At 72.1% G+C, this 19,099-nt stretch carries 19 protein-coding genes and 1 riboswitch; of the genes, 12 read left to right on the forward strand and 7 right to left on the reverse strand.

Features of this window, described 5'->3' with window-relative positions; translation table 11 throughout:
* The first annotated feature begins 156 nt into the window (after positions 1–156).
* From eccCa to ACLQ29_RS09310, 4 genes are all read left to right on the forward strand, one after another.
* A complete protein-coding gene (gene eccCa, locus ACLQ29_RS09295; protein WP_425771193.1) occupies positions 157–4,122 on the forward strand; it encodes a type VII secretion protein EccCa in 3,966 nt (1,321 codons plus the stop codon).
* 31 nt (positions 4,123–4,153) lie between these two features.
* Positions 4,154–4,423, forward strand: a complete 270-nt coding sequence (locus ACLQ29_RS09300) for a hypothetical protein (RefSeq protein ID WP_425771194.1) — start codon at positions 4,154–4,156, stop codon at positions 4,421–4,423.
* 165 nt (positions 4,424–4,588) lie between these two features.
* Complete coding sequence (locus ACLQ29_RS09305; RefSeq protein ID WP_357758822.1) at positions 4,589–4,897, forward strand: WXG100 family type VII secretion target; 309 nt, start codon at positions 4,589–4,591, stop codon at positions 4,895–4,897.
* A gap of 25 nt (positions 4,898–4,922) precedes the next feature.
* The gene (locus tag ACLQ29_RS09310; RefSeq protein ID WP_393365898.1) at positions 4,923–5,201 is read left to right on the forward strand and encodes a WXG100 family type VII secretion target; all 279 of its coding nucleotides are present in this window, start codon (positions 4,923–4,925) and stop codon (positions 5,199–5,201) included.
* Positions 5,202–5,356: 155 nt separating this feature from the next.
* On the opposite strand, the gene mycP is transcribed toward ACLQ29_RS09310, so the two are convergent.
* Together mycP and ACLQ29_RS09320 are read right to left on the reverse strand one after the other, a co-directional pair.
* A complete protein-coding gene (gene mycP / locus ACLQ29_RS09315; protein ID WP_425771195.1) occupies positions 5,357–6,598 on the reverse strand; it encodes a type VII secretion-associated serine protease mycosin in 1,242 nt (413 codons plus the stop codon).
* A gap of 50 nt (positions 6,599–6,648) precedes the next feature.
* Positions 6,649–6,984, reverse strand: a complete 336-nt coding sequence (locus ACLQ29_RS09320) for a helix-turn-helix transcriptional regulator (RefSeq protein WP_425771196.1) — start codon at positions 6,982–6,984, stop codon at positions 6,649–6,651.
* A 227-nt stretch (positions 6,985–7,211) separates the two neighbouring features.
* On the opposite strand from ACLQ29_RS09320, the gene ACLQ29_RS09325 reads away from it, so the two are divergent.
* Entirely contained in the window at positions 7,212–7,934 is a 723-nt protein-coding gene (locus ACLQ29_RS09325) for a carbonic anhydrase (RefSeq protein WP_425771197.1), read from the forward strand.
* Positions 7,935–7,998: 64 nt separating this feature from the next.
* Here the strand turns inward: ACLQ29_RS09325 and ACLQ29_RS09330 are convergent, their stop codons facing one another.
* The 3 genes from ACLQ29_RS09330 to ACLQ29_RS09340 all read right to left on the reverse strand — a co-directional run bounded on the left by ACLQ29_RS09330 (position 7,999) and on the right by ACLQ29_RS09340 (position 11,194).
* Positions 7,999–9,018: a coiled-coil domain-containing protein gene (locus ACLQ29_RS09330; RefSeq protein WP_425771198.1), complete on the reverse strand. Its 1,020-nt coding sequence runs from the start codon at positions 9,016–9,018 to the stop codon at positions 7,999–8,001.
* Positions 9,019–9,022: 4 nt separating this feature from the next.
* Positions 9,023–9,153: riboswitch (cyclic di-AMP (ydaO/yuaA leader) on the reverse strand.
* Between the two features lie 166 nt (positions 9,154–9,319).
* A complete protein-coding gene (locus ACLQ29_RS09335; protein WP_425771199.1) occupies positions 9,320–10,693 on the reverse strand; it encodes a YibE/F family protein in 1,374 nt (457 codons plus the stop codon).
* Positions 10,694–10,897: 204 nt separating this feature from the next.
* A complete protein-coding gene (locus ACLQ29_RS09340; protein ID WP_355027247.1) occupies positions 10,898–11,194 on the reverse strand; it encodes a metal-sensitive transcriptional regulator in 297 nt (98 codons plus the stop codon).
* A 95-nt stretch (positions 11,195–11,289) separates the two neighbouring features.
* On the opposite strand from ACLQ29_RS09340, the gene ACLQ29_RS09345 reads away from it, so the two are divergent.
* The 7 genes from ACLQ29_RS09345 (at position 11,290) to ACLQ29_RS09375 (ending at position 17,365) form a co-directional block, all read left to right on the forward strand.
* Positions 11,290–11,499, forward strand: a complete 210-nt coding sequence (locus ACLQ29_RS09345; RefSeq protein ID WP_425771200.1) for a heavy-metal-associated domain-containing protein — start codon at positions 11,290–11,292, stop codon at positions 11,497–11,499.
* Positions 11,500–11,512: 13 nt separating this feature from the next.
* Positions 11,513–12,469 carry a hypothetical protein gene (locus ACLQ29_RS09350; RefSeq protein ID WP_425771201.1) on the forward strand — a complete coding sequence of 319 codons (957 nt, stop codon included), beginning with the start codon at positions 11,513–11,515 and terminating at the stop codon, positions 12,467–12,469.
* A 14-nt stretch (positions 12,470–12,483) separates the two neighbouring features.
* Complete coding sequence (locus ACLQ29_RS09355) at positions 12,484–14,736, forward strand: heavy metal translocating P-type ATPase (RefSeq protein ID WP_425771202.1); 2,253 nt, start codon at positions 12,484–12,486, stop codon at positions 14,734–14,736.
* A gap of 74 nt (positions 14,737–14,810) precedes the next feature.
* Positions 14,811–14,984: a CsbD family protein gene (locus tag ACLQ29_RS09360; RefSeq protein ID WP_036410891.1), complete on the forward strand. Its 174-nt coding sequence runs from the start codon at positions 14,811–14,813 to the stop codon at positions 14,982–14,984.
* 165 nt (positions 14,985–15,149) lie between these two features.
* On the forward strand, positions 15,150–15,482 hold the full coding sequence (locus tag ACLQ29_RS09365) for an ArsR/SmtB family transcription factor (protein ID WP_425771203.1): 333 nt from the start codon (positions 15,150–15,152) through the stop codon (positions 15,480–15,482).
* 11 nt (positions 15,483–15,493) lie between these two features.
* A complete protein-coding gene (locus ACLQ29_RS09370) occupies positions 15,494–15,763 on the forward strand; it encodes a hypothetical protein (RefSeq protein ID WP_425771204.1) in 270 nt (89 codons plus the stop codon).
* 120 nt (positions 15,764–15,883) lie between these two features.
* Positions 15,884–17,365, forward strand: coding sequence for an alpha/beta hydrolase (locus tag ACLQ29_RS09375; RefSeq protein WP_425771205.1), 1,482 nt, complete (start codon positions 15,884–15,886; stop codon positions 17,363–17,365).
* Between the two features lie 24 nt (positions 17,366–17,389).
* On the opposite strand, the gene ACLQ29_RS09380 is transcribed toward ACLQ29_RS09375, so the two are convergent.
* Both ACLQ29_RS09380 and ACLQ29_RS09385 read right to left on the reverse strand, forming a co-directional pair.
* The gene (locus ACLQ29_RS09380) at positions 17,390–18,667 is read right to left on the reverse strand and encodes an RNA polymerase sigma factor (protein WP_425771206.1); all 1,278 of its coding nucleotides are present in this window, start codon (positions 18,665–18,667) and stop codon (positions 17,390–17,392) included.
* Positions 18,664–19,020, reverse strand: coding sequence for a YciI family protein (locus tag ACLQ29_RS09385; RefSeq protein WP_393367066.1), 357 nt, complete (start codon positions 19,018–19,020; stop codon positions 18,664–18,666). The genes ACLQ29_RS09380 and ACLQ29_RS09385 overlap by 4 nt, the downstream gene beginning before the upstream one ends.
* Positions 19,021–19,099 lie beyond the last annotated feature (79 nt).

Here is a 19,099-nt window from a genome sequence, read left to right on the forward strand (position 1 = left end):
CAGGTGTGCGTCGGTGCTCGGCTGGCCGCGATGGCGCGCTCCGGGTCCACCGCGCCCACGGCAGATTACCTACGATGGCGGGCACGTACGATGCCCACCCGCGGGCTCCGGTCCGCGGTGGCACGTCATCAGGCCGCTTCTGGGGAGGAGACAGCCGTGAGCACGGTGGTGTTCCGCCGGCTCCCGCGTCAGCCGGGACCGGCTCTACCGCGCGGTGAGGTGCTACTGGAGTCTCCTCCCGAGCTGCCCGAGCCGACACCCCGCGGGATGGGGCAACTGCTCATGATCCTGCCGATGTTCTGCGGGGTCGGTGCGATGGCGTTCCTCTACGCCGGCAAGGGCGGCGGCATGATGACGTACGTCGCCGGTGGCCTCTTCGGTGTCTCGATGCTCGGCATGGCGATCGGTTCGCTTGCCAACAACGGTGGCAAGGACAAGGCCGAGCTGAACGCCGACCGGCGCGACTACATGCGTTACCTGGCCCAGATGCGCAAGCGCACCAGGCGGGCCGCCGAGCAGCAGCGGGCGGCGATGACCTGGCGGCACCCGGAGCCCGACGCGCTCTGGTCGATCGCGGCGTCCCGGCGGCTGTGGGAGCGACGGACCACCGAGGACGACTTCGGCGAGACCCGGATCGCGCTCGGCCCGCAGCGACTGGCCGTGGAGATCGTCCCGCCGGAGACGAAGCCGGTGGAGGACCTGGAGCCGATGAGCGCCATCGCGCTCCGCCGGTTCGTCCGCGCCCACTCCACAGTCCCCGAGCTGCCGACCGCGTTGTCGGTGCGCGCGTTCAGCCGGGTGGCGCTGCGCGGTGACCGCGCGCCGGTGCTCGACCTGACCCGGGCGGCGCTCGGGCAGCTGGCCACCTTCCACGCCCCGGACGACCTGGTGGTCGCCGTGGTCGCCGCGCCGGACCGGCAGCCGTCGTGGGACTGGGTGAAGTGGCTGCCGCACGCCCACCACAGCGGGCGTACGGACGCCGCGGGCGCCCGCCGGCTGGTCTTCGCCAGTCTGGCCGAGGCCGAGGCGTCGCTCACCGCCGAGCTGGCCGGGCGGCCTCGGTTCGCGCCCGAGGCCAAGCCGCTGACCACCGCCCCGCACCTGGTCGTGGTGATCGACGGTGGCGAGATCTCGCCGACCTGCCAACTGGTCGGCCCGGGGCTGCTCGGCACCACTGTGATCGACCTGTCCGGGACGGTGCCCCGCGACGCCGGTCGCTGGCTGCTCTGCCTCGACGTGGCCGACGGAAGCTCGCTCGACCTGGTCCGGGGCAGTTCGTCGTCGCCGCTGGGTCGCCCCGACCGGCTCAGTGCCGAGGCGGCCGAGGGGCTGGCGCGGCAGATCGCCCCCTATCGTCTCTCCCAGCAGCAGGCCAGCAGCGATGAGCCGCTGGCGCGCAGCACGGAGCTGCCGGACCTGCTCGGTGTGGGCGACGCGGCGACGGTGGACGTGCAGCACACCTGGCGTCCACGTGGTCACCGCGACCGGTTGCGGATCCCGCTCGGCGTCGGCCCGGACGGCAACGTGGTCGAACTCGACTTCAAGGAGTCCGCGCACGAGGGCATGGGCCCGCACGGCCTGGTGATCGGTGCCACCGGGTCGGGCAAGAGCGAGCTGCTCCGTACGGTGGTGGCCGCCCTGGCGGTGACCCACTCGTCGGAGGAGCTGAACTTCGTCCTGGTGGACTTCAAGGGCGGCGCGACGTTCGCCTCACTGGAGGCGTTGCCGCACACCAGCGCGGTGATCACCAACCTGGCCGACGAGTTGCCGCTCGTCGACCGCATGCGCGACGCGCTCGCCGGCGAGATGGTGCGCCGGCAGGAGTTGCTGCGAGCGGCGGGCAACTACGTCTCCCGCTTCGAGTACGAGAAGGCTCGGGCGGCCGGTGAGCCGCTGGCCCCGATGCCCAGCCTGTTGATCATCTGTGACGAGTTCAGCGAGTTGCTCGCCGCCAAGCCCGACTTCATCGACCTGTTCGTGATGATCGGCCGGTTGGGTCGGTCGCTGGGCGTGCACCTGCTGCTGGCCAGTCAGCGGCTCGAGGAGGGCAAGCTGCGTGGTCTGGACACGCACCTGTCGTACCGGATCGGTCTGCGGACGTTCTCGGCCGTGGAGAGCCGGATCGTGCTCGGCGTGCCGGACGCGTACGAGCTGCCGAACGCGCCGGGCCACGGCTACCTGAAGACCGACACCAGCACCATGCTGCGGTTCCGGGCCGCGTACGTGTCCGGGGCCTACCGGGCGCCGGGGCAGCAGGCCGCCGCGTCGCAGGCGCTGGTGCAGCGCCGGATCGTGCCGTACGGCCTGGACTTCATCGCGGCACAGGTCCCACAGCTGCCGGTGGACACCGCTCCGGAGCCCGAGCAGCCGGCCGACGGCAAGGCCGTGGCGATGCTCGACGTGCTGATCGGGCAGCTCAAGGGTCGGGGCCGCCCGGCCCACCAGGTGTGGCTTCCGCCGCTGGCGGATCCGCCGAGCCTGGGTGAGCTGCTCGGCCCGCTGGCCGTCGACCCGACCTACGGGCTGTGCACCGCGTCCTGGCCGGGGCGTGGGCGGCTGACCGTGCCGGTCGGGGTGGTCGACCGCCCGTACGAGCAGCGCCGCGACCCGATGATGGTCGAGCTGGCGGGGGCCGGCGGCAACGTGGTCATCGTCGGCCGGTCGCTGAGTGGCAAGAGCACCATGCTGCGTACGCTGCTCGCCTCGCTGGCGCTCACCCACACGCCACGTGAGGCGCAGTTCTTCTGCCTGGACTTCGGCGGAGGCGCGCTGCGCAGCCTGGAGCGTCTGCCGCACATGGCCGGAGTGGCTGGTCGGCGGGACGTCGAGGCGGTACGCCGGACGGTGGCCGAGGTGGTCGCCGTGCTCGACGAGCGGGAGGCGCGCTTCGCCCAGCACGGCATCGACTCGGTGGCCAGTTACCGTCGTCGTCGGGCGGCCGGTGAGTTCGCCGACGACCCGTTCGGTGACGTGTTCCTGGTGGTGGATGGTTGGAACACGCTGCGCCAGGAGTACGAGGAGCTGGAGCAGACGATCACCACGCTGGCCAACCGGGGCCTCGGCTTCGGCGTGCACGTGGTGCTCACCGCCGTGCGGTGGGCGGAGATCCGGATCAACATGCGCGACCTGCTCGGCACCAAGCTGGAGCTGCGGCTCGGCGACGCGTCCGAGTCCGAGATCGACCGCCGCGCGGCGATGAACGTGCCGGAGAAGTCGCCAGGTCGTGGCCTGACCCGGGACAAGCTCCATTTCCTCACCGCCATCTCGCGGCTCGACGGTCGTCGCGACATCGACGACCTGAGCGAGGCGTCGCTGGCCCTGGCCGGGCACGTGGCCGCGAACTGGCCGGGTCGTCCGGCGCCGAAGGTGCGGCTGCTGCCGCGTCGGTTGCCGGTGGCCGAGCTGGCCCGGATCATCGACCGGTCGGCGCCGGGTCTGCCGATCGGTGTCAACGAGTCGGCGCTCGCGCCGGTCTACCTGGATCTGGCCAACGAGCCGCACCTGACGGTCTTCGGCGACGCCGAGTGCGGCAAGACCAACCTGCTGCGGCTGATCGCCCGGGGCATCATGGAGCGCTACACGCCCGCCCAGGCGCGGCTGGTGATCGCCGACTACCGGCGTGGCCTGCTGGGCGTGGTGGAGGGCGACCACCTGCTCGACTACGCCCCGTCCAACCAGGCGTTCGCCCAGGGGCTCGCGTCGATCCGCAGCGCGTTGTCCAACCGGTTGCCCGGCCCGGACGTGAAGACCGCCCAGCTGCGCGATCGCAGCTGGTGGAAGGGCCCGGACCTGTACATCCTGGTGGACGACTACGACCTGGTGGCCTCCGGTGGGAGCAACCCACTCAGCGCCCTGCAGGAGCTGTTGCCGCAGGCCCGCGACATCGGTCTGCACCTGATCGTCACGCGTCGCGTGGGCGGTGTGTCCAGGGCGCTGTACGAGCCGGTGTTGCAGCGGCTGCGCGAGCTGGACTCGCCGGGCCTGCTGATGTCGGGCAACCGGGAGGAGGGCACCGTGTTCGGCACCCTGCGACCGAGCCCGCAACCGCCGGGCCGGGGCACCCTCGTCCGCCGACGCGACGGCCAACAGCTGATCCAGACCGCGTGGACCGAACCGTCCTGACGGGACGGTGGGGACCGGAGAGGGGGTGACGATGCCGCAGGTGTTGTTCTACCTGTTCGTCTACTGCCTGTTGACGATCCCGGTCTTCCTGGGCCTGGCGTTTGTTGGCCAGGTCCTCGGGTCGGTGCGGGCGCGGCGAGCATCCGAGCTCGTGCTGGTCACGGGCATCGCGGCGCTGATCCCGGTGGTGCTGCACCGCGCGCTCGACGTGCCGGCGCTCTGGCTGGTCGTGGCGCTGCTGGTGCTCCTTCTCGTGATCGGCGTGGTGGTGCAGGTCCGCGCGTACTCGCGGTCTGCCTGACCCGATCCACAGGGATCCATCGGATGGTGTCGGTCAGGGCTGCGAGGGCTGGACGTATTCCGCTACGGTCTCCACTGGAGTGTCCGTCGGTGGGGTGTTGCTGCCTTGCCGCGGGGGAGGGGTGCGGCAAAGCCGCCACCACAACATGACGGAAGGGTGTGAAGCATGGCGTTCGAGGTCGAAGCTGCGACTCTGCATACCGCCGCGAGTGACGTGCGGTCCACGCGCAGCGAGGTTGACGGCGAGCTGAAGAAGCTCTGGAACGTGGTCGACGACCTGGCTATCGCGTGGAAGGGCCAGGCGTCCACGGGCTTCCAGTCGCTGATGACGCGCTGGAGCGAGGACACGAGCAAGCTGCTGACGGCGATGGACAACATCGCCGACCTGCTCGACAAGTCGGGCACGACGCACGAGGTCAACGACCAGGATCAGCAGCAGATGCTGGACAAGTTCCACTCTGCTCTCAACCCGTGATCCGCAGCCAGCAGAGGAGGAAATTGTGACGATCAAGGTTGACTACGCGGTCCTCGAGAGCAGCAACCAGCAGATGCAGGCCATCTCGAAGACGCTCGAGGAAAAGCTTGACACGCTGCGGGCGATGCTGACCAAGCTCCACTGGGACGGCGAGGACCGGGTTGCCTACGAGCAGCACCAGGCGAAGTGGGATGCGGCGGTCCAGGACATCAACCGCATCCTGAACGAGATCGGCGGTGCCGTCGGCATCGCCCGGGAAAACTACCTCAGCACCGAGATGAGCAACTCCAAGGTGTGGAGCTGAGGCATTCACCGATGCGGCTCCGGTCCGGTTCACCCGGGCCGGAGCCGCGTTGTGTTTGAGGGCCTGTGTCAAAGTCCCTGGCCGGACCGCCGCCTGGACTTCGCCTCGGCTCGACCGAGGGCTTTGACACAGGCCCTGGGCGCGCGGAGCGACGGTCAGCCGGCGGCCGGCGCGTCGGGGCGTCGGCCCGGGCGCCAGCCGCGTTGGCGGCCCCGGGCCACGATCGGTCGCGCGATCAGCAGCAGCACGGTGAGCAGCCCGCCGACCGCCGCGGCCCAGATCGCGGCGACGCGCTGCCAGCGCAGTGGGTCGTCGGGCGCGACGGGTGCCGGGAGCGCGGCGGCCGGCGGGTTCGCCCGGGTGCCCAGCAGGCCCGACACCGCCCGGTAGGGGTTGACCACGCCGTAGCCGATGTCGCCGTTGTGACCCTCCGGTGGGTTGTCCGCGGTGCGTTCCAGCCGTTCGGCGACCTGCTGCGGGGTGAGACCCGGGTAGGCGGCCCGGACCAGCGCGGCCACTCCCGAGACGTACGCGGCGGCATAGCTGGTGCCGCCGGTCGGCTCGCCGCGGTAGCCGGACCCCTGTGGCGCCGGCCCGATGATGTTCAGCCCCGGTGCGGCGATGTCGACGTAGTCGCCGCTGATTGAGCTGCCCACGTGACCGCCCTGCTCGTCGACGCCGCCGACCGCGATCACGCCGGGGTACGCGGCGGGGTAGCCCGGCCGGTCCTGCTGGTCCTCCGCCCGGTTGCCGGCGGCGGCGACGAGCACCACCTGTTTGGCCAGCGCACGGTCGACGGCCGCCGTCAGCTCGGGGAGGGGGACGGTCGTGAGGGACAGGTTGATCACGCTGGCGCCCTGTTCGACAGCCCAGTCGATCGCCGCGGCGATCTGCACGGGAAGTAGGGGGTCCCTGGTGTCCTTGAGGTTCGGCAGGACGCGGATCGGCAGGATGCGGGCGGCCGGCGCGACGCCGCTGAACGGGACGCCGGTGCCCTCTCGACCGGCGATGATGCCGGCGATCATCGTGCCGTGCCCGACCAGGTCGCACTGACCCTGGTGGGCGGGCAGGTTGTTGAAGTCGCGACCTTCGAGCACCTGGCCCGCGAGCAGCGGATGGATGGCGGAGACGCCGGAGTCGATCACCGCGACCGTCACTCCGGCGCCCCGGGACAGCGGCCACGCGGCGGACGGCTCCAGCCGGCGCAGCGCCCACGGCATCGCCGTCAGGCTCTCCTGGCTGGCCGGGCCGCAGACCGGCGGTGCCGCTCGCGCCGGTGTGGGCGCCACCAGAGCGGTGCCGAGCAGAGCCGCAAGCGCTCCACTGAGGACACCGCGAGCGGCACGGCCGCTGCGGCGGAACGGGTGGGTCGCGCTCAACGGCGGGCATTCGCGCACCCGCAGAGGTTACCGCTGCGTCCCGTCGGGCAGCGGCCCGGCGAGGTCGGTCAGGCCTCGGGGCCGATCTCCGGATCGGGCGTCTCGGCGAACAGCGCGAGCAGGTCGCCGACCTGGCGGTCGGCCTCGGCGGGGTGCCGGAACCGGCCGGCCGGGTTGAGGGTGTATTCGTTGCGCCGTCCGACCCGGGTGCGGTGCAGGTAACCACCGGCTTCCAGGTCGGCGACGATCGCCTGCGCGGCCCGTTCGGTCACCCCGACCTCGGCCGCGACGTCGCGGAGCCGGGCGGTGGGGTCGCGGGCGATGGCCAGCAGCACGTGCCCGTGGTTGGTGAGGAACGTCCAGTTCCGCCCGCCGCCGGTGTCACCCGTCGCAGTGCTCGCCATCGTGTGACCGCCTCTCCGGACGTCCGTCCTGCCCTCGGGAGTCTCGCCCGCCGTGCGCTCGGTGCGCCACCCAGGGGTCGGATCCGACGTCAACGTATGAAATCTAAATCACGCATACCTTGACGCGTCTTAGGGTGCGTGTGACCGTGGAGCCCGGGCCAGCGCCGCCGCCGGCCCGGCTGAAAAGCCCTCTGACCAGGTCAGACGCGTGAAGACGAGGTGCGGGGATGAGTCGTCCTGGAACTCCCGGCGGGCAGCCGGGTCCGCAGCGGACCGCCGACCGGGCGTCCGCACCCACAGAGCCGGCCCGGGCGTACGCCGAGCTGACCGCCGGAAACCGGCGCTTCGTCAGCGGCGCCCCACGCCACCCCAACCAGGACGCCGGGCACCGGGCCGCCGTGGCCGACGGACAGCACCCGTTCGCGGTGATCGTCGGCTGCTCCGACTCCCGCCTGGCCGCCGAGATCATCTTTGACCGAGGGCTCGGTGACCTGTTCGTGGTCCGCACGGCCGGGCACACCGCCGGTCCGGAGGTGCTCGGCAGCGTGGAGTACGCGGTGACGGTCCTCGGCACCCCGCTCGTGGTGGTGCTCGGCCACGACTCGTGCGGGGCCGTGCAGGCGGCGCGGGAGTCCTCCGCGACGGGCACCCAGCCTCCCGGGCACCTGGGCGCCGTGGTCGACGCCGTGCTGCCCAGTCTGCGTCGGGCCGAGGCCGAGGGTGTGCACGACATCGACGGCATCGTCGACATCCACATCGCGCAGACCGTCGAGACGCTGCTCCGGCAGTCGCCCGTGCTGGCCGACGAGGTGGCGCAGGGGCGGTGCGCGGTGGTGGGCGTGTCGTACCGCCTCGCCGCCGGAGTCGTACGCCCGGTGGCGGCCGTGCCGGCCGGCTTCGCGTCGCTCGACGTACCGACCGGGTCGGCCGACCCGGCCACGGCCGCCTAGGGGCTGACACGTCGAGGGCCGCCCCGCTTGATGCGGAGCGGCCCTCGACGAAGGATCTGGTGGGTCAGAGCAGCGACATGTGTACGTGGTCGGTGTGGTTCGACGGCCCGCTGTACGACTTCCAGCCGCTCGCCGGGAACCAGATCTGCCGGTTCCAGATCACGTAGTAGATGCCGAGCCGGTCGGCGTTACGGATGAGGAAGGCGGCGACGTTGTTGCCGTACATCCGGGTGTCGTTGTTGTGCCACGGGGCGAAGCCGCTCTTCTGCAGCGACCAGTCGCAGGCGCGGCCCTTCGGGTGCTCCCACGGCCCGCCGGACCGGTAACAGCCGACGAACCGGTTGAAGCCGGCCGCCTTGACCTCCTTGTACGCGTGCAACGTGCGCGGCGTGATGCAGCCGGACGTGGTCGGGTCGTTCTCGCTGCAGGACTGCGCCTTCCAGTCACCGTCGGCGGTGCGGCCCGGCCCGATCTTGGCGACCTTCGAGGTGGCGTCCACCAGACCGCCGGTGAAGCCCTTGCCGCCGACCAGGGAGAGCGCCCTGTCGGCCTCGGTCTTCCGCTTGGCCATCACTGCGGTCTGCTTCTGCTGCTCGCGGACCTCGGTGTCGAGGAGCAGCTTGGCCTGCTCGGCACGGGACTTCACCGCGTTGACCTCGGCGAGCTTGTTCTCGTTCACCATGTTGATCTCGTCGAGCATCGCGGCACGTTGGACGAACGTGTCCGGAGCGTCACTTTCGAGCAGCATCGCCAGCGCACCGATCCGACCGGTCCGGTACGACTGGGCGGCGATCTCCCCGACCTGTGGCGCCAGCGCGTCCAGGTCGGCCTTGGCCCGGTCCACCTCCAGCGCCAACTCGAGCTGCCGCTTCTTCGACTTGTCCAGTTTGGACTTGGCGGCGGAGTAGTCGCGGTTGGCCTGCTCGATGACGTCGTTGAGTAGCTGGGGCTCGCCGTCCTCCTCGTGCCCGGACGGCGTGGGGGTCGTCGGGGCGGCGTGGGCCGGGAGGGGCCCGGCGAGCACGGTCAGTGCGGCGATCACGGCCACCACGGGTGTCATCCAGCGGCGTAGGGGTGCCGTCACAATGTTCCCTTCCGTCGACCGCCGACCGGGTTAGCTGACGGGTTCGGGACGGAAGTGGCCCCTACCGCTGACGCGGATTCACCCCACACACCTGGGTCCCCGGCTCGCCGGTTGGCGATTGGGCGGTGGCACCGCAGGCGCCGCTTCGCGCCTTCATCGGTAACCGGCAGCGAGGTTACCCGAGAGTCGACTGGGTGAGCTACGCCTGGATGCCGACCAAAAGTGTCATTTCGCCATAGCGTTGGGTAACCAGTGACGCGGTTCTCAGGTGGGGGACCCGATCTGGTCACGCTGAGGAGTGTCACCATGCCGTATCCGTGCTCCTGTTCGACTCCGGCCACCCGTCGGTGGCGGTGGATGGGGGCCGGGTCCGCGTCTGGTCCGGCTCGTCGGGTCGCCGCGATCGCGGCGCGTTGAGGGCGGCCAGTGCCTCCGCCCGGCCGTCCGCCTGGGGGCGCGACCGGGTGGCATCGACGGACCGCGTGGTGTCGGCGCGCCCGGCCGCGGTCACGACCGCGGCCAGCCCGGTGGTCAGTGGCACGGCGGCGATCAGCCCGAGTGTCGCGACCGCGCTGCGGACGATCTCCTGCGCGAGGAACTCGCTGGTGAGGAGCTGCCCGATCGGCCGCGCGTCGGCGGTGAGCAGGAGCAGCAGGGGCAGCGACGCGCCCGCGTACGCCAGCACGATCGTGTTGACGGTGGAGGCGATGTGCGCCCGGCCGACACGTGTCGCCGCACGGTAGAGCTGCCGGCGGGTCAGCCCGGGATTGGCGTTCGCCAGCTCGGTGACGGTAGCCGCCTGGGTGACCGTCACGTCGTCGAGCACCCCGAGCGACCCGATGATGATCCCGGCGAGCAGCAGGCCGTGCAGGTCCACGTCACCCTGGAACATCGACAGTGTCGTCGCATCCTCGCTGCCGAAGCCGGTGAGGTGCGTTGCCCCGGTGGCGATGGTGGCGAGCGCGCCGGTCAGCACCAGGCTGCCCAGGGTGCCGAGCACCGCGACCGAGGTCTGCGCGGTGACGCCGTGGGTCAGATAGAGCACCACGAACATGATCAGGGCGGCGCCGACCACCGCCACCAGGAGAGGTGATCGGCCGGCGCCGATTCCCGGCAGCACGAAGGTGAGCAGGATGGCGAAGCTGGCCGCCAACCCGGCGAGCGCGGCCAGCCCCCGCCACCGGCCGAACGCGACGATCGCGGCGGCGAAGACCACCGCCAACCACACAAGTGGGGTGCCGCGCTGGTGCTCGGCGATGTTCCAGTTGCTGACCGTGGGATCGGTCGGGTCGGTCAACTCGACAAGGATGACCTCGTCGCCGACGTCGACCCGTGGCGCGCCCGGGCCGTCGGGCACCGGTGTGCTCACCTGTTGGCCGGCGGCCGGTCCGTCGTCCACCCGGACGTCGACGGTGCCGCAGGGCCCGTTGCCGACCCTGGGTGTGCCCTCCGGGCTCGACGGCAGCGGCGGGCACGGTTCGGTCACCACCCTTGTCACCGTGCCGGCGTAGCGCGGCACGTCCGCTCCGCCGTCGGTCTGCGGTGCTCCTCCGCGCGGCCAGAGCAGCGCCGCGGCGACCACTGTGGCGACGAAGAGGGGCACCACGGTCATGACGAGGATCCGTCGCACCCGGGGCGGGGCGGACGGAGCGGGACGGGCGTGGTCGGAACCCAAGTCGAGACTCCCAACGATCCGGTGCGGGATACGTGTCGGCGGGCCGCGCGGTTCAGTGTCGTCACCGAAAGGCGGCGCGGGGCGCGGTGGATCGCGAACCGACGACCACGCGATCACGGACGGTCAGTGCCCGGCCCTGGTTGCCCGGAAACCGACCCCTCGCCGCGGTGCCGGCACCCCGGGCGTGTCGTCAGCCCCGTGTCGTCAGCCGCGCTTCATCAGCCGGCCGACCGCCGCCATCATCTCGGTGGCCATCTCGTCGGCCCGTCCCTCGGCCGCACCCTCGTGCATGCAGTGCCGGGCGTGCCCGTCGAGCAGCCCCAGCGCCACCTTGTCGAGCGCGGCCTGGATCGCGGAGATCTGGGTGAGCACGTCGATGCAGTAGCGGTCGTCGTCGACCATCTTCTCGATGCCGCGGACCTGCCCCTCGACTCGGCGGAGCCGCGCGAGCAGCTGGTCCTTGCTGGCGGTGTACCCGCGGATCGGGGTGGGTGCGCTCATGCCGACCAGGATAGCCTACCCCCCGGGGGTATGATACGGTGCACTTCGATGGTGATACCCCCACCGGGTACCGGTACGCAGAAGGAGACGATCCGATGGTCAACACGACGTTCCAGGTGCAGGGCATGACCTGCGGGCACTGCGTCAGCGCGGTCAGCGCCGAGGTCGGCGCCATCGCGGGCGTGCGTGACGTCCAGGTCGACCTCGCGACCGGGCAGGTCGCCGTGAGCAGCGAGCAGCCGCTCGACGTGCAGGTCGTCCGGGCCGCCGTCGACGAGGCCGGCTACGAACTCGTCGACGCGTGAGCGGGGGGCCGACATGCGTACCGTGACGAGAGTGGCCGGGTTCGCTGTCGGCCTCGCGGCGATCTTCGGCGCGACGTACGGGGTCGGCCGGGTGGTCGATCGCGCCCCGGTGGCCGAGGGCCGGCACGACCGCCACGCCGACCCGGCGACGGAAGGGCACGGCGAGGCGGCCGACCGGATTCCCGGTGGGCTGCTCGTCTCCGACCGCGGCTACACCCTCGCCCCGGTCGACGCCCCGGCCGACGAGTTCGCCTTCCGGATCACCGGTCCGGACGGCCAACCGGTGACCCGGTACGACGTGGCGCACGACAAGCGGATGCACCTGATCGTGGTCCGCCGGGACCTCTCCGGTTTCCGGCACGTGCACCCCGACCTGGCGGCGGACGGCACCTGGCGGGTCGGCACGCCGCTGGCCGGCTCCGGGCAGTGGCGGGCGTTCGCCGACTTCACCCCGACCGGGGGTGAGCCGCTGACGCTCGGCGTGGACGTGACGGTCCCCGGTGAGCTGACCGACCGGCCGCTGCCCGCCCCGGCGACCAGCACCACCGTCGACGGCTACACGGTCACCCTGACCGGCTCGCCGCAGCCCGGCCGCACCACCCCGCTCACCTTCACCGTCAGCCGGGACGGCCGGCCGGTCACCGACCTGGAGCCCTACCTGGGCGCATACGGGCACCTGGTGGCACTGCGCCGGGGCGACCTCGCGTACCTGCACGTGCATCCGGACGGGACGCCGGGCGACGGGCGGACCCGGCCCGGTCCGGCCGTCAGCTTCCTCGCCGAGGTGCCCTCGACCGGCTCCTACCGGCTCTACCTCGACTTCCAGCACGGCGGGACGGTGCACACCGCCGACTTCACGGTCGTCGCCGGCACCCCGCCGACCGGAAACGACCCGAGCGAACCCGCACCGAGCGGCCCCGCGCCCAGCGGCGGCGCCGACCACGGCACCCCCGGGCACGGGCACAACTGACGGGATCCCACACCATGACCACCACCAGCAGACCGCTGCCCGAGGCGCCCAACCGGATCGAGTTGGCGATCGGCGGGATGACCTGCGCCGCCTGCGCCGCCCGGATCGAGAAGAAGCTCAACCGGATGGACGGCGTGCGCGCCGCCGTCAACTACGCCACCGAGAAGGCCACCGTCCGGTACGCCGACGGCGTCACGCCGGACGACCTGATCGAGACCGTGCGCAAGACCGGGTACACGGCGGCGCTGCCGACGCCGCGGCCGGTCGAGGAGCCGACCGACCCGCTGCGCGGCCCGCGTACCCGGCTCTGGGTCTCGGTGGTGCTCAGCGTGCCTGTGGTCCTGCTGGCCATGGTCCCGGCCTGGCAGTTCGACTACTGGCAGTGGCTGTCGCTGACCCTGGCCGCCCCGGTGGTGGTCTGGGGTGGGCTGCCGTTCCACCGGGCCGCCTGGACCAACCTGCGGCACGGCGCCGCGACGATGGACACGCTGGTCTCGCTCGGCACCCTGGCCGCGTTCGGCTGGTCGCTCTGGGCGCTCTTCCTCGGTGACGCCGGCATGCCCGGAATGACGCACCCGTTCCGCTTCGACATCACCCGCACCGACGGGGCCGGCAACATCTACCTGGAGGCGGCCGCCGGGGTGACGGTGTTCATCCTGGCCGGCCGCTACTTCGAGGCCCGATCCAAGCGGACCGCCGGCGCGGCCCTGCGCGCCCTGCTCGACCTCGGCGCCAAGGAGGTGGCGGTGCTGCGCGACGGGGTGGAGACCCTGATCCCGGTGGATCGGCTCGCCGTCGGTGACCGGTTCGTGGTGCGCCCCGGAGAGAAGATCGCCACCGACGGGGTGGTCGACGAGGGCACGTCCGCCGTCGACGCCAGCATGCTCACCGGTGAGTCGGTGCCGGTCGAGGTCGGCCCGGGCGACGGCGTGGTCGGCGCGACAATCAACGCGGGCGGACGGCTGATCGTCAGCGCCACCCGGGTCGGCGCGGACACCCAACTCGCCCGCATGGCCGACCTGGTCGAGCAGGCGCAGAGCGGCAAGGCCGCCGTCCAGCGGCTCGCGGACCGGATCTCCGGTGTCTTCGTGCCGATCGTCATCGCCCTCGCCGTCGGCACGCTCGGCTGGTGGCTCGGCACCGGGGCCGGCCCGACCGCCGCGTTCACCGCCGCCGTCGCCGTGCTGATCATCGCCTGCCCCTGCGCGCTCGGCCTGGCCACCCCGACCGCGCTGCTCGTCGGCACCGGCCGGGGAGCGCAACTCGGTGTGCTGATCAAGGGGCCGGAGGCGCTGGAGTCGACCCGCCGGGTGGACACCGTCGTGCTGGACAAGACGGGCACCGTGACAACCGGCCGGATGACCCTGGTGGACGTGGTGCCGACGAGCGGCACGGATCGGGGCGAGCTGCTCCGGCTCGCGGGGGCGGTGGAGGCCGCCTCCGAGCACCCGATCGCCCGCGCGGTCGCGGCGGGCGCCGCCGAGGCGGGGTCGCTGCCCCCGGTGACGGGCTTCGGCAACCTCGAAGGGCTGGGCGTGACCGGCGCCGTCGACGGAAGGGTCGTGCTCGTCGGTCGGGTCCGGCTGCTGCGTGAGCGGGAGATCGACGTACCGCCGGAGGTCGAGTGGGCCGTCCGCGACGCGGAGGCCGCCGGCCGTACGGCGATCGTCGCGGCCTGGGACGGGCGGGTCCGGGGTGTGCTCGCGGTCGCCGACGTGGTCCGGCCGACCAGCCGGGCGGCGGTGGCCCGGCTGCGGGCGCTGGGGCTCACCCCGGTCCTGCTCACCGGGGACAACGCCACGGTGGCCCGTGCGATCGCCGCCGAGGTGGGCATCGACGAGGTGATCGCCGAGGTGCTGCCGGCCGGCAAGGTCGACGTGGTCAAGCGGCTCCAGGCGCAGGGGCGGTCGGTGGCGATGGTCGGTGACGGGGTCAACGACGCCCCGGCGCTGGCCCAGGCCGACCTGGGATTGGCCATGGGCACCGGCACCGACGTGGCGATCGAGGCGTCCGATCTCACCCTCGTCCGGGGTGACCTGGACGCCGCGGTGGACGCCATCCGGTTGTCCCGGCGCACGCTCGGCATCATCCGGGGCAACCTGTTCTGGGCGTTCGGTTACAACGTGGCGGCCCTGCCGTTGGCCGCCGCCGGGCTGCTCAACCCGATGATCGCCGGCGCCACGATGGCGTTCTCCTCGGTCTTCGTGGTGGCCAACAGCCTGCGGCTGCGCCGGTTCCGTCCGGCCGCGGCCGATCGCAGACTGTGACGGCGGTAATGGTTGGACCGGCGACGGCGGGGGTACTGGTGGTGGCGTAGCGACGCTTGCAATGGAGGTTGGCAATGGGATTCGACGATAAGATCAACAACGCCACCGAGGACGCGACCGGCAAGCTGAAGGAAGGCGCCGGTCGGGCCACCGACAACGAGCAGCTCGAGGCCGAGGGTCGCGCTGACCAGTCCACAGCCAAGCTCAAGCAGGCCGGCGAGAAGATCAAGGACGCCTTCAAGAGCTGACGTACGACGTAACCCGCGCGCCGGGCCGGTGATCATTCACCGGCCCGGCGTGTCTGTGTGTCCGGCCCCGTGCCGTGACCCTGAGAACCCCCTGATTCCGACCTCGGCCCGTATCGCCGCGTCGGCACACCTGCTAACTTCTCTTTGCATGTGCGAGGGCCGGTTGTGAGCAGTGCTCCATCGCCGACCGGCGACGACCTGGTACGGGTGCTGGCCTCGTTGGCCAACCCGCACCGGCTGCGGATCGTCGCCGCGCTGGCCCGCGAGCGTGCCTACGTCAGCGGGCTGGCCCGGCAACTGGGCATCAGCCGAGCGCTGTTGCAGGTCCACCTACGGAAGCTGGCGGCGGCCGGGCTGGTCACCGCGAGCCTGGAGTTGTCGGAGGACGGGAAGGCCATGAACTACTACGAGGTGCAGCCGTTCGTGCTCACCCTCACCCCCGAGATCATCGCGGCGGCGGCCGAGACGCTGACCGTGCCCAACTCGGTCGACCAGTAGGGAGCGAACCGATGAGCGAACACGACTGGACCGAGGTGGTCGGCGCGATCGGCATCTTCGCCTTCCTGGTCAGCGTGGTCACGGTGACCATCGTGCAGCTCGCCAAGACCCGGCGGGCCCGGTTCGAGGCGTCCCGCGCGGACGACTACCGCCGGCTCGCCGAGACCGCCGCCCAGGCGCAGGCGGAGAACGCCAGACTGCTCGCGGCCATGGACGGCCGCCTGGGCGGCATGGAGACCCGGATGACGAAGCTCGAACGCGTCCTGCTCGAGGTCGACTGACCACGGCCGAAGGCCCCGGGTCGTCGAGCGGCTACTCGACGACCCGGGCGGAAGCAGCATCACCTCGCCCACTGGGCGAGTTTCACCGGCAACGCTCCTTCGAGGAGAGGACAGCACTTCATGCTGCGTGTACGCAAATCCGCAGTCGCCTGGGCGGTCGCCCTGGCCCTCGCGGCCGCCGGCCTGACCCCGGCGAGCCCGGCCGTCGCCCACCCCACGATCGACTGGCGGCCGTGCGCCGAGGAAACTCCCGCCCAGGACGCCCCAGTCGAGGAGACCCGCGCCGAGTGCGGCAGCCTCTCGCTGCCGGTCGACTGGAGTCGACCGAGGGGGGAGCGCTTCAACCTGGCATTGGCCCGACGGGTCGCCACCGACCCGTCCGCCCGACAGGGTTCGCTTGTCTTCGGCCCCGGCGGGCCGGGCGACAGTGGCGTCGACCGGATGGTCAACGGCAGCTCCCGGTTCAGCGCCGACCTGCGCCGCCGATTCGACATCGTCAGCTTCGACCCGCGCGGCACCGGCGGTAGCAACCCGGTGGTCTGCTCCCGGGCCCTGCTCGCCCAGCAGCCGCAACTGATCACCGACCAGGCCCAGTTCGACGCCACGCTGGCCGGCAACGAGCTGCTGCGGGCCGACTGCCGGGAGCGCACCGGGCCGCTCTACGACCACGTGGACACGATCAGCGCCGCCCGCGACCTGGACGCGATCCGTGCCGCGCTCGGCGAGCGGCAGCTCACCTTCCACGGCAGCTCGTACGGCACCCTCCTCGGCGAGCAGTACGCCGAACTGTTCCCGCACCGGGTCCGGGCCCTGGTGCTGGAGGCGGCGGTGGACCACAGCGTCGACACCCGCGCGTTCCTGGACACCCAGGCCGTCACCTCCGAGGACGCATTCGACGAGTTCGTCGCCTGGTGCGACAGGTCCGCCGCCTGCGCCCTGCACGGGCGGGACTTCCGGGCCCTCTGGGAGGGGCTGCGCACCCGGGCCGAGGCGGGCACGCTCACCGACCCGAAACGGCCCGGCGTCGTGCTGACCCCGTTCGAGTTGAGCCGACTCACCCACCGGGAGTTCTACGACACCTGGCGCTGGCCGGGGCTCGCCGAGTGGCTGGGCGCGATGGAAGCTCCCACCACCGTGCGAAGCGCCCTCCCGTCCACGGGCGACGCCGTGGCGCCGTACCCCTTTGCGGTCTTCTGCCAGGACTGGAGCCTGCCGGTCCGCGACTACCGGGAGTACGACGGACACCTGCGCCGGGTGGCCCGGCTCGCGCCCGACCTGCGGTATCCGACGGCGGTGTTCGCCCTCGCGACCTGCCTGGGCGCCCCGACGCCGGTCGCCAACCCGCAGCACCGGCTGCGGGTGCGTACCGACGTGCCGCTGCTGATCGCCGCCACCGTGCACGACCCGGCCAGCGGGTACAACTGGGCCACGAACGTGGCCCGGCAGTTGGGTCGGCACGGCGTGCTGCTCACCTACGAGGGGTGGGGGCACGGCAGCTACACCACCAGCCCGTGTGTCAAGCGGGCCGTCGACGCGTACCTGATCGACCAGAAGGTGCCCGCCCGGGGCGCCACCTGCCCGGCCGTCGACCCCGACGTGTGACCGCGCCGCTGCCGGCCGCCGGGGTCAGATCTGCCCGGCGGTCGGCGGCTGTCGCACTCCCGCCAGCCGGGCGGCCCGCAACTCCAGGTACCGCTGCTCGGGCCGGCTCGTCGTGCCCCGGGCCGCCGCCAGGTACGCCTCCCGCGCCGCGCCGGCCTCCGAGGCCAGCTCCAACAGGTGCGCCCGGACGGCGGCGAGCCGGTGGTGCCCGGCGGTGCGCTCGTCGGCGTCCAGGGACGTGAGCAGGGCGAGCCCGGCCCGTGGCCCGTCCACCATGGCAACCGCCACCGCCTGGTTGAGGGTGACAAGCGGGTTCGGCGCGACCCGGGCCAGCAGCCGGTAGAGCGCGACGATCTGCCGCCAGTCCGTCTCCGCCGCCGTCGGCGCCTCGGCGTGCACAGCGGCGATCGCCGCCTGGAGTTGGTACGGGCCGGGCGGCGACCAGGTCAACGCGTCGGTGATCAGCGCGATCCCCTCCGCGCTGGCGGCCGCGTCCCACCTGGTGCGGTCCTGCTCGGCGAGCGGCACCAGCTCCCCGTCCGGGCCGAGCCGGGCCGCCCGGTGCGCGTCGGTGAGCAACATCAACGCCAGCAGCCCGCTCACCTCGCCGTCGTCGGGCAGCAGCCCGTGCAGGACGCGCGCCAGCCGGATCGCCTCGCCGGTCAGCTCGGACCGGTGCAGGTCCGGGCCACTCGACGCGGTGTAACCCTCGTTGAAGATCAGGTAGAGCACCCGGAGCACCGTGCGCAGCCGCTCGTCCCGTTCGGCGGGACCGGGCATGGTGAACCGGGCGCCGGCGGCCTCGATCCGCTGCTTGGCCCGGCGGATCCGTTGACTCATCGTCGCCTCCGGCAGCAGGTGCGCCCGGGCGATCTGGGCGGTGCTGAGACCGCCGACCGCGCGCAGGGTGAGCGCCACCTGCGCCGACCCGGTGAGCGCCGGGTGGCAGCAGAGGAACAGCAGGGTGAGGGTGTCGTCGGCGTCCGCCACCGCGGGCTCCGCGTCGGCCGCAGGCGCCACCCCGGCGTACGCCGGCTCGCGCAGCGTCACCGCCAACTCGCGGTCCCGGCGGGCGTTCTCGCTGCGCCACTCGTCGGTGAGCCGCCGGGTGGCCACGGTGAGCAGCCACGCGCGCGGACTGTCCGGTACGCCCTGCGTGGGCCACTGTGTCGCGGCGGCGAGCAGCGCCTCCTGGACCGCGTCCTCGCACCTGTCGAACTGGCCGTGCCGGCGGACCAGCAGGCCGAGGACCTGCGGCGCGACCGTGCGCAGCAGATCCTCGACCGTCCGGTCGTCGGTCACATCTCCGCTCCGGCCTCGTCCATGATCGGGCGAACCTCCATGGCGCCACCGAAGCGCACGTCCGGCCAGCGGGCGGCGATCTCGGCGGCCCGCTGCGGGCTGTCGCAGTCGACCGCCAGGTATCCGGCGAACTGCTCCTTGCTCTCCATGAACGGCCCGTCGATGACCTCGGCCCGGCCGTCGACGGCCCGGACCGTCACCGTCTGCGACGGATTGGCCAGCGCCTGGCCGCCGATCAGCTCGCCCGTCTCGGTCAACTCCTTCATGATCTCGTCGACCTCGCCGAACAGGGCGGTGCGGTCCTGTTCGGAAAGCTCCTCGGTGAAGCCGGGCCGGTTCCAGATCAGCAGCATGTACTTCACGGCGACGCTCCTCAGGCTCTGGTCGCACCCCGGTCGGGGCACGACTCACCACAGGGTCGGAGCCGACAAC

Source organism: Micromonospora sp. DT228 (assembly GCF_049841595.1).
Classification (GTDB): Bacteria; Actinomycetota; Actinomycetes; order Mycobacteriales; family Micromonosporaceae; genus Micromonospora.